1 pseudogene is annotated in these 876 nt (G+C 44.5%); it reads left to right on the top strand.

Annotation, left to right across the window (positions count from 1 at the left end):
* Positions 1–393 precede the first annotated feature (393 nt).
* Positions 394–876 (top strand): annotated as a pseudogene (locus BQ7480_RS17505) (IS21 family transposase); the annotation flags it as partial.

The following is an 876-nucleotide window of genomic DNA, read 5'->3' as shown; positions in this document are numbered from 1 at the left end:
TGCCGAAAACGGAGCATCCCCACCCACTCTGAACGGCTTAATCCATCCAGTTTTACCGCTAAATTGGCCTTGAAAAGTGCCTGAAAAACGGAGTATATCCGTTCATTTCAGCTAAAAACGCCACAAAACGCCATAAAAAACGGAGCATATCCGTTCAGTGGTTTGGATATTACGATAGAATCTCCGTTTTCTCTACAGAAATCGGAGTATATCCGTTCACTAATGAGAATGTAATAATACTATAATCAGTTGTCTACATACGGAAAACGGAGTATATCCGTTCACCTTCTCACAGAAACGACAATGCCTGCATAAAAAACGGAGCATGTCCGTTCACTTGCTACTCTTTTCCCGTATCTTGTATGCAGAAAACAATCTTCATACGATACGACTATGGCAGGAAAAAGTAAGAATATGAGCCAGATCAAACAACTTCTTCTACTAAAGAAGAGCGGAATCTCCAACCGCAAGGCTGCTGATATAATCGGCATGAACAAGGAGACAGTGAACAACTACATGAATAAGGTCAACGCTGACAGTCTGAGCCTTGATGAACTTATCAGGTTGGATGATCCCATTCTTGAGCACCGTCTCAAGGGCGGCAATCCTGCATATAGCGACAAGCGTTTTGAAACATTCAAAGCCCTTCTTCCATATCTTCAGGAGGAGATGAAGCGCAAGCATGTCACGCTGAAGCTGCTTTGGGAAGAATACCGTAATGAGCATCCGGATGACCACTACAGCCTGACACAGTTCCGTTTTCATTACAATCAGAACACAGAGGCCAGGAAGGAGTCGCCATCCACCATACTTGCCGACATGCGTACGGGCGGCGAAAAGCTTTTCCTCGATTTTGCCGGTGATACTATGGGATAC

It is taken from the genome of Bacteroides mediterraneensis (genome assembly GCF_900128455.1).
Taxonomy (GTDB): domain Bacteria; phylum Bacteroidota; class Bacteroidia; order Bacteroidales; family Bacteroidaceae; genus Phocaeicola; species Phocaeicola mediterraneensis.
The sequence above is the reverse complement of the archived record's forward strand: the minus strand, read 5'-3'. Positions and strand labels throughout refer to the sequence as shown.